Genomic DNA, 7,717 nt, shown 5'->3' with positions numbered 1-7,717 from the left:
GTACTACGAGGCTCGCGACCTGGTCGTGAACATGATCAACTTCAAAAAGCCGGTGATCTCGGCAATTCACGGGCCGGCGGTCGGCGCCGGATTGGTGGTCGCGATGCTGGCCGACATTTCGATCGCCGCAAGGACCGCCAAGATTGTCGACGGCCACACCCGTCTCGGAGTGGCGGCCGGCGATCATGCGGCCATGGTGTGGCCTTTGTTGTGCGGCATGGCCAAAGCAAAGTACTACCTGATGACCTGCAAGCACCTCTCTGGAGAAGAGGCAGAGCGCATTGGCTTGGTATCGCTCTGCGTCGACGACGAGAGTTTGCTGGAGACGGCGCGTCTAACGGCGCGCGAGCTCGCTGCTGGCGCCCAGGAAGCGATCGGCTTCACCAAGTATTCGCTTAACGGTTACTGGCGTCAGCTGGCGCCCATTTTCGACACCTCGCTTGCGCTGGAGTTTCTCGGATTTGGCGGTCCCGAGGTAAAGGAGGGCGTCAAGTCCTATCGCGAGCGTCGMCCCCCCAAGTTCGTCTGAAGCGGTCGGAGGATCTCATGACACTCCAGACAATGGAAGGCAGCACGATGACGCGTAGCACATCACTACCCGCAGAGATAGAGAGTTATCTCGCGTCATGGAACGCTGCCGGTTCGGTGTGGGACTGCGAACGCTTGGCCGAGTGCTTCACCGAAGACGGTCTGTTCTTCGGCGGACGCCCGACCCACTCCGTTGGGCGGCACGCGATTGAGGCGTACTTCCGCTCTTTACATCGGAACAATCTCTTCGTGCATGCTGAGGTTGCGCGAGCAGCACGTGTTCAACCTGGAACCGGATTGCTTGGTCGCACAGGGCTTTGGAGACTTCTCCTTTTTGCTTTCCGACGGGCTGCAAACGCGCTCCGTCGTGCGCACGACCCTCGTTCTCCTCAGGCAACAGGACCGATGGAAGGCGCGCCTTCAGCATATTGCCCCTATCCCGAAAAACCCGCCCCTCGGACGGGAGGACTGAATGAGCCACCTCGAACCCAATACCTGGCAACCTACGCCGACCGACCGCGAGTTCTCCGGCGTCGCGCAACTCATGCGCGCCTTGGGCGCAACCAGTTACGACGACATGCTGGTTCGATCTACTGCCGATCCACTGCGCTACTGGAGGACCGCGATGCAGCACTGCCGCATCGTGTGGGACACGCAGCCGGACGGATACATGGACGACAGCGAGGGACGCGAGTTCCCGCGCTGGTTTCCCGGAGGTCGCCTCAACTGGGTCAACACAGTACTCGCCTGGTCCAAGCGGCCGGAGACTGCCGGACGGACGGCCATCATTGCCGAGCGCGAGGACGGCCATCTCAAGACTTTGAGCTACTCGGAACTTGAGGTCGTCGTGCGCGAGTTCGCCGAAGGGCTGTCCCGGCTTGGGGTGTCGCGTGGCGACTGTGTCGGCCTCCTGATGGAGAACGGCGTTGAGGCCTCCGTCTCGCTGCTGGCCATCGCGTCACTAGGCGCCATAGTCGTGCCGCTATTCAGCGGCTTCGGCGTGGATGCGGTCGTGGCGCGGCTTTCCGCGGCTCAGGCCTCCGTGCTGCTGGCGTCCACCGGATTCGCCCGCCGCGGCAAGCGTGTGGCTGTGGAGTCGACGGTGCGTGAAGCGTGGTCTCAGCTGCCCGCGCTGAAGAAGGTTGTGTGGAAATCGTCACCCCCGCAGGAGCGCAGTGGGCCGCGGGAGCTCGAGTGGCAGGACGTTATCGATAGCGGTCGAGGGTCGACGCGCGTTCCGATGGTTCTCGGTCCCGACGATCCCTTCATGGTCATTTACACGTCTGGAACTACCGGAAAGCCCAAAGGCGTGGTCCATACGCACGGAAGCTTTCCGATCAAGATTGCGCACGACGCCGTGGTGCATTTCGACGTGCGACCCGGCGACGTTTATTGCTGGCCCGCCGATATGGGCTGGATCGCGGGTACGCTCGTACTCAGCATGGCGCTCTTGCGCGGTGCGACTCTGGTTTGCTACGACGGTGCGCCAGACTTCCCTGACTGGTCGCGGATGTCTCGACTTGTTGAGCGGCACCAGGTTACTCACTTCGGTTCGGCGCCTACGCTGATCCGCGGGATGGCGAGCAACGAAGAAGTCGCTTTGCGCGGTGACCTGTCCAGCGTACGCCTGCTGATCACGGCCGGGGAGGGGATCGATCCCGAACATTTCACCTGGTTCCAGCGCAGCTTCGGCCGCGGCACTCAGCCCCTCATCAACTATACGGGCGGGACAGAAGTTTCTGGGGCGTTGCTGGCAAGCGTGCTCCTTCGGCCTATCCCGCCGAGCGGCTTCAATACCGTGTCACCCGGCATTGACGTGGACGTGGTGGACGCCGCCGGCAAGTCACTGACCGGAACCGTGGGAGAACTCGTCGTACGCCAGCCGTTCGTGGGTATGACCCGTTCATTCTGGAACGACCGTGAGCGTTATCTGGAGACCTACTGGCGGGCGATCCCGGGCCTGTGGGTGCATGGCGACTTGGCGCTGCGCCGCGAAGACGGCAACTTCTTCATGATGGGCCGCTCGGACGACACGCTGAAGGTGGCTGGCAAGCGCCTGGGCCCTGCGGAGGTTGAGGAGGTCGTGCTGGAACTGCCGCAGGTTGCCGAGGCCGCCGCCATTGGTGTCAGTGATCCCGACAAGGGGCAGCGGCTGGTTGTTTTCCTCGTGCTCGCGCCGAATGCCGAGACAGACCTCATCGACGTCGCGCAACAGGTGACACAGCATATCGATAAGCGCTTGGGACGGCCTTTCAGACCAAGCGCGGTGCACTGCGTTGCTCAGTTGCCCAAGACCCGCAGCTCCAAGATCATGCGGCGCGTCATCCGCAGTGTTTATTGCGACCAACCACCCGGCGATCTCTCGTCTCTGGACAACCCATCCGCGCTGGACGAGATTCGCGCGGCTGCCGTCCGGCCTGAAGCATGAGCGATCCATCAGTGCCGCGGGCATTGCCCCGTTGCAGTCGCGAGGCACGAGTTCGCGGCTGTCGTCTGATCGCCGGCGATTGATTTGAAACCGAATTGAGAGGAAGCACAAATGGACCTAGGACTAACCGGAAAGGTGGCGATCGTCACGGGCTCTGCCCGTGGGCTCGGTGCGGCGACGGCTCGCCGCTTGGCACAGGAAGGTGCGCACGTCGTGGTCACCGACATACTGAGCGAGCAGGCCGAGGCCACGGCGCAATCGCTTCGAGCAGCGGGCCTATCGGCGCACTGTGTCGTTGCGGACGTGACCCGTGCCGGCGATGTAGAGCGCCTTGTAGCGGAGGCGGTTGAGCGCTTCGGCGGCGTGCACGTTCTCGTCAACAACGCTGGTTTCCCGCGCGACAGGTATCTCGTGAAGATGTCGGAGGAAGATTGGGATCTCGTGATCGGCGTCATGCTCAAGGGAGCGTTCCTCACCACTCGGGCCGTGATGCCGAAGATGATCGAGCAGGGCTGGGGGCGAGTCGTGAACATCAGCTCACGCGCGCATCTGGGCAACCCCACACAAGCGAACTATTCGGCGGCAAAGGCAGGGCTGATTGGCATGGCGAAGGCGCTTGCCCAGGAAGAGGGCCGCTATGGAATCACGGTGAATTGCGTTGCCCCTGGTTTCATGGAGACGGAAATGGTGCAGGCCCTTGCGAGCTACGAGGCCATCAAGACGCGCGCCATCGAAGCGCAGCCGATCAAGCGGGTAGGGCGGCCTGAGGACATTGCAAATGCTGTGGCCTTCCTGGCGAGCGAAGCCGCGGGCTTCATCACTGGCGAGGTCTTGCACGTCACCGGTGGACGGTACGGTTGAAGGAGGCTGGAAAATGAGAAGAGCTGCGATTGTTTCTCCCCTGCGCTCCCCGGTTGGGGCCTTTGGCGGCGAGCTGCGCTCGGTGTCCGTCGAGGAACTCGGCGCCACAGTCGCGCGTGCGATCGTCGAGCGAACCCGACTCGACCCGGCCCGCATCGACGACGTCGTCTTCGCCCAGAGTTACACGAACGGCGAGACACCGTGCACCGGCCGCTGGGTGGCGCTGCAGGCCGGCTTTCCGATCGAGGTGGCAGGGATGCAGCTCGACCGACGTTGCGGAGGAGGGCTGCAAGCAGTGGCAACCGCCGCCATGATGGTTCAGACCGGCGCCGCCGACGTTGTGATGGCTGGTGGCGTCGAAAGCATGAGCAATGTCGAGTACTACACAACCTCGATGCGCTGGGGCAGTCGCGCGGGGTCCGTTGCGATGCACGACCGGTTGGACCGCGGGCGCGAACGATCTCAGCCGGAATCGCGCTTCGGCCGCATCAGCGGGATGATCGAGACAGCGGAGAACCTGGCCCGCGACTTTTCCATTACCCGGGAGGAAGCAGACGCCTACGCAGCGAGGAGCCAGCGCCGTGCTGCGGCGGCCTGGGAGTCTGGCAAGTTCGCGGCTGAGGTTGTATCGGTCGCAGTGCCGCAGCGCAAAGGCGCACCGATCATCGTGGATCGCGATGAGGGAATCCGCGGCGACACCACGCTCGAGAGCCTGGCCAAACTGAGGACGGTCGTAAAGGACGGTACGGTGACGGCAGGCAACGCCTGCCAGCAGAACGATGCTGCTGCGGCCTGCTTGGTCGTAGCGGAAGACAAGCTGCATGAGATGGGGCTCGAACCTTCGGCGTGGCTGGTGGGTTGGGCGGCGGCGGGGTGTGAACCTTCGCGCATGGGAATCGGGCCGGTCGCGGCCGTGCGCAAGTTGCTTGCGCGCACCGGGCTGCGGTTGGAGCAGATGGATCTGCTGGAGATCAATGAGGCCTTCGCATGCCAGGTGCTGGCCTGTGTAAAGGCGCTGGACGGTTCAATGTCCGATCTGGAGGACCGACTCAACGTAAACGGCTCGGGAATCTCGCTTGGTCATCCGGTCGGGGCGACCGGTGTGCGGATCATGACGACCCTTCTGCACGAACTCACGCGCCGCGGCGGACGCTACGGCCTGGAGACGATGTGCATCGGCGGCGGACAGGGGTTGGCTGCGGTCTTCGAACGCGCCTAAATACGTATGTTCTTCGGGGCGAACCCCGCCGAGGTTAGTGGCCAGCCCGACCCCTGTATCGCTTCACACATGGCTGTGCAATTTGCTCACGGCGGACGCGCGCAGCCCTTGTGACACTAATTGATAACCAAATAGGAGACATATCGTGAAACTGACGAAAACACGGACCTACCGCGCGTGCGCCCGGCTCTTCGGACTGATGATGCTTTGCTTCGTGGTGAGTATGAACGGTGCGGCCGCGCAGGCTTATCCCGACAAGTCGAAGCCCATCCGCCTGGTCGTCCCGTTCAACGCGGGCAGTTCCGCAGACGCGATTGGTCGTGCACTTGCTCGCGGCATGACCGAAGTTGCAGGCGTCAACGTGGTCGTCGAGAACATGCCTGGCGCGGAGGCTGCGCTCGGAGCACGCGCGGTCAAGCAAGCAGCGCCCGACGGGTACACGCTATTGCTGACGACGCTGTCCACGCATGCGGTCAATCCGCACATGATCCCTAATCTGCCGTACGACGCCGTCAAGGATTTTGTGCCCATCACCGGCGTGTCCAAGGGACCATTGGTGGTAGCCGTTGGACCCAAGTTCCCGTTTGCCTCGGCTCGCGAGTTCTTCGATGCCGCGCGCGCGAACCCGGGAAAATACACCGTCGGCAGTGCTTCGGCTACGACGCGCTTGGCCGGCGAGATGCTGGCGCAGGCGGCCGGAGTCCAACTGCTGGCGGTGCCCTACAAGAGCTTCGGCGACCTGATGACGAACATGATTGCCGGGGACATCCACCTCATGATCATCGATATTGGGACGATGAAACCCTTTGTCGCCTCGGGCATCCGCCCGCTGCTCAATGTGAGTGGCAAGCGTATCGCCGCCTACCCGAACGTGCCCACAGCCCAGGAGGAGGGGATGCCCTCCTACGAGGTGTCGGTCTGGACGGCAACTTATTTCCCTGCGAACACGCCCCCAGGCAATGTGGCAACGATGCGTGAGATGCTCAACGGGGCGATGAAGACGAAATATGTCACGGACGTGTTGGCCTCGTTCTCGCTCGAGCCGATGCCGCTCACTGGCCAGGCCTTTGACGCCTTCCAGCGCACAGAGTTCGAGAAATGGGGCAACGCGGTGAAGGCCGCAAACTTGGGTCCAAAGCAATGATGATCAGAACCGCCATCCGTAGGACCGGGAGGCCCCCTTGTCACGGTTGCAGTGAGTCGAACTGATGGAGATCTTCGACTACATCATCATCGGTGCCGGCTCGGCCGGTTGCGTGCTTGCGCGACGTCTCAGCGAGAATCCCGACAACCAGGTTTTGCTGCTCGAAGCCGGCCCGAAGACAGACCGATTCTGGGTCCACACGCCTGCCGGGATGGCCAAGCTGTTCTGGCATAAGGAGCTGAATTGGAACTACATGACCGAGCCAATGCAGGCCCTCGGTGGACGGCCAATGTACTGGCCGCGTGGTAGGGGCCTAGGGGGCTCAAGCTCAATCAACGGGATGATTTACATCCGAGGTCACAGATCTGATTTCGACAGTTGGGAGCGAATGGGCAATCAGGGCTGGGGATACTCCGACGTGCTTCCGTACTTCAAGGGCATCGAGCACAACGAGAGAGGCCCTGACGAATACCGCGGCGTAAACGGTCCGCTTTGGATCAGCGACCCGTCCCTGAAATCTGCGAGTTCATTTGACTTTATCGAGTCGGCGGAGAAGCTGGGCATTCCTCGGACMGAAGACATAAACGGAGAACTGCATGACGGTGTGGGTTTCATGCAGCACACAATTCGCGACGGTCGCCGGCAGTCCGCATATATTGCGTTTGTTGAGCCCAACTTACACCGGCCCAATCTCACGGTCCGCACGGGATGCCAAGTGCAACGCGTCATTATTGAAGGAAATCGCGCTACGGGGGTGGAGGTCGTGCGCGGTGATTCGAAGCAAGTTATTTCCGCCGCGAGAGAAGTCATCGTATCTGCTGGCTCCATCGTCTCACCGCAGTTGCTTATGCTGTCCGGCATCGGACCCGCCGCCCAACTACAGGCGCACGGCATTCCGCAGGTCCAGGAGTTGCCGGGGGTTGGCGCCAATCTGCAAGACCATTTCTACGTCCATACGGGGCACCATGCGACGCCTTCGAGCTCCTACAACCGAAACCTCAGGGGTCTGAGGAAGTACCTGGAAGGCGCGCGTTATCTCGTAACGAGGGGCGGCTATCTCGCCCTAGGCGCATCGCAGGCGGCTGCGTTCGTGAAGAGCAGCCCCAAGGTGGAATATGCTGACCTGCAAATTAGCTTTAGGCCCATGACTTTCAGCTTCCATTCCAGCCGGCGCTGGGAGGTTGACGCTGAGCCGGGACTGGGTCTCTCAGTCTTCCTCCTTCGTCCGAAGTCTACCGGCACTCTCACATTGCGATCTGCGAACGTTGCGGATGCACCGAAGCTCGAGCCAAACTTTCTTGCCAACGAGGACGATGCACGCGCGATGATCAGCGGGATCCGACAGATTCGAGAGATCCTGACCAAGGAACCAATTGCGAGCCGCGTCATCGACGAATTCTTGCCGGGACCGAAGGTCAGTTCAGACAGTGAGCTCATGAACTTCATGGCGGAAACTGGGAACTCGGCTTTTCATCAAACGAGCACGTGTCGAATGGGTCGAGATACCATGGCAGTGGTCGACGAGCGACTTCGTGTC

General features: G+C 61.9%; 6 protein-coding genes. All 6 read left to right on the top strand.

The window, feature by feature from the left end:
• Positions 1–529, top strand: a 529-nt coding sequence (locus AC1DY5_RS34165; protein ID WP_478118734.1) for an enoyl-CoA hydratase/isomerase family protein, incomplete at its 5' end; no start/stop codon positions are given.
• A 471-nt stretch (positions 530–1,000) separates the two neighbouring features.
• Positions 1,001–2,956, top strand: coding sequence for an AMP-binding protein (locus AC1DY5_RS34160; protein ID WP_478118733.1), 1,956 nt, complete (start codon positions 1,001–1,003; stop codon positions 2,954–2,956).
• A 111-nt stretch (positions 2,957–3,067) separates the two neighbouring features.
• Positions 3,068–3,817 (top strand): 3-oxoacyl-ACP reductase FabG, encoded by a 750-nt coding sequence (fabG, locus tag AC1DY5_RS34155; protein ID WP_478118731.1) that lies wholly within the window; start codon positions 3,068–3,070, stop codon positions 3,815–3,817.
• Positions 3,818–3,830: 13 nt separating this feature from the next.
• A complete protein-coding gene (locus AC1DY5_RS34150; protein ID WP_478118730.1) occupies positions 3,831–5,036 on the top strand; it encodes an acetyl-CoA C-acetyltransferase in 1,206 nt (401 codons plus the stop codon).
• 145 nt (positions 5,037–5,181) lie between these two features.
• Positions 5,182–6,180, top strand: coding sequence for a Bug family tripartite tricarboxylate transporter substrate binding protein (locus AC1DY5_RS34145; RefSeq protein WP_478118728.1), 999 nt, complete (start codon positions 5,182–5,184; stop codon positions 6,178–6,180).
• A gap of 64 nt (positions 6,181–6,244) precedes the next feature.
• Positions 6,245–7,717, top strand: a 1,473-nt coding sequence (locus AC1DY5_RS34140) for a GMC family oxidoreductase (RefSeq protein ID WP_478118727.1), incomplete at its 3' end; no start/stop codon positions are given.

The organism is Variovorax sp. P4_D9, assembly GCF_056401695.1.
The sequence above is the reverse complement of the archived record's forward strand: the minus strand, read 5'-3'. Positions and strand labels throughout refer to the sequence as shown.

What these genes read in the sequence shown, in the direction of transcription:
- AC1DY5_RS34160 (WP_478118733.1), top strand. Translation starts at nt 1,001, where the DNA reads ATGAGCCACCTCGAACCCAATACCTGGCAACCTACGCCGACCGACCGC.
- fabG (WP_478118731.1), top strand. Translation starts at nt 3,068, where the DNA reads ATGGACCTAGGACTAACCGGAAAGGTGGCGATCGTCACGGGCTCTGCC.
- AC1DY5_RS34150 (WP_478118730.1), top strand. Translation starts at nt 3,831, where the DNA reads ATGAGAAGAGCTGCGATTGTTTCTCCCCTGCGCTCCCCGGTTGGGGCC.